2 protein-coding genes are annotated in these 1,550 nt (G+C 22.3%); both read left to right on the top strand.

Translation table 11 applies throughout. The features are described from left to right. Positions 1 to 172: 172 nt before the first annotated feature. Positions 173 to 556 (top strand): hypothetical protein, encoded by a 384-nt coding sequence (locus tag EPJ79_RS11435; RefSeq protein WP_147739657.1) that lies wholly within the window; start codon positions 173 to 175, stop codon positions 554 to 556. After that, positions 553 to 1,458: an ImmA/IrrE family metallo-endopeptidase gene (locus EPJ79_RS11430; RefSeq protein WP_147739656.1), complete on the top strand. Its 906-nt coding sequence runs from the start codon at positions 553 to 555 to the stop codon at positions 1,456 to 1,458. Before EPJ79_RS11435 ends, EPJ79_RS11430 begins: the two co-directional genes overlap by 4 nt. Positions 1,459 to 1,550 lie beyond the last annotated feature (92 nt).

Here is a 1,550-nt window from a genome sequence, read left to right as displayed (position 1 = left end):
CGAAAACTATTATAAGCAATTATAAACCATAAAAATAAAAATGTCAAATTTATTATGTCAATATTATAACAATGCATAATTCATTAGTATATTCTTAAAATAAATTTACTTAATGATATTGATATAAATTTGAAATTCTTATAATATTAAGAAATAAGAGGTATGATATTTTATGTCTATAGTTAAATATATAGGTATATTTGTAATAGGAGTTATAATAGCAACCGTTCTTATATTAGGTTTATTCCCGATTTTTAATATATTCCAAGCTCATAATTATGACATTATTTCTTTATTATCAATAAATATTGGAATATTACAAACTATAATAGGATTTGGAGCTATATTTATAGCTTTGTTTGCCTTTATTAATTTTAAATCTACTCAAGATAAATTAAAGGAAGTTGATAATAAATTAAAAGAACATACCCAATCTATTAGCGAGCATGAGAAAAAATTAAAAGAAGCTTTTAATAATAATATAAATATTAATAGCAAAACGAATATAAGCGAACTTGATAATCATAAAATAGAAGGGGAGATTGACAACCTATGATAGAAAATAAATATTTAGAAATTATAGATAAACATCAGCAAAAAACTCCTGTAAAAATAACAGATATAGCCAATGATTTAGATATAAAAGTATATAAAAGCACTATGTCTGGAATATCTGGAGCGATTTTGAAAGAAGATAAAAAATATGTCATATATGTTAATAGCGAAGATAACAGGAATAGACAAAGATTTACAATAGCTCATGAAATAGCTCATTATATATTGCATAAGGATAAAATAGGAAATAATTTAACCGATAACGCTATGTATCGAAGTAGACTTTCAAATGTATTGGAAAAACAGGCAAATAGATTGGCTTCTGAAATATTAATGCCAGTAAAATTTGTAATGTTATACATAAATGAAGATAAAAATATTTCTCAAATGGCATCTCTATTTGAAGTTTCCGAAGAAGCCGTTAAAATACGACTTGAAGAAGGTGGAAATATTTTTTTAGAAGAAAAAAACTTTAAACTTATTAATTTTGCAAAATTAATAATAAATTACTGTTTAGATAATAATTATTTATACGGTATGAGCAATGATTTAAAAATGCAAAAAATACATTATTTGTTATATATTATAGATGGTAAATATTTGAAAAGAAATAATTATCTTCTATTTGACGAATTACCTGTTTGTATGTATGCAAATCCTGTTTTTTTGACTTTAGAAAATGAATATAGGAGTGGTAATATAAGGTTTGATAAAAAATATAGCAATATACCAGATATTGAAGATGAAGAAATAAATAGTTTAATAAAAGAAGTATTAAATTATTATGGTGAAATATCTGGTAATGCAATAGTTGGATTTCATAAAAATAGCTATTTTTGGTTTACTCAAGGCAATGAAATAAACCCTGTTCCAATAGAAGTAATAAGAAAAGATTTTAATTAAATTTACAATTTTTATATTCATATGTAATAATGTTATTTAATTTTATAAAATTAACTTTCATAATTTAAATTCAATCATAATTTTATTTATTT

It is taken from the genome of Brachyspira aalborgi (assembly GCF_008016455.1).
Classification (GTDB): domain Bacteria; phylum Spirochaetota; class Brachyspiria; order Brachyspirales; family Brachyspiraceae; genus Brachyspira; species Brachyspira aalborgi.
Note: the sequence above shows the minus strand (reverse complement) of the source record. Positions and strands in the feature narration are given on the sequence as shown.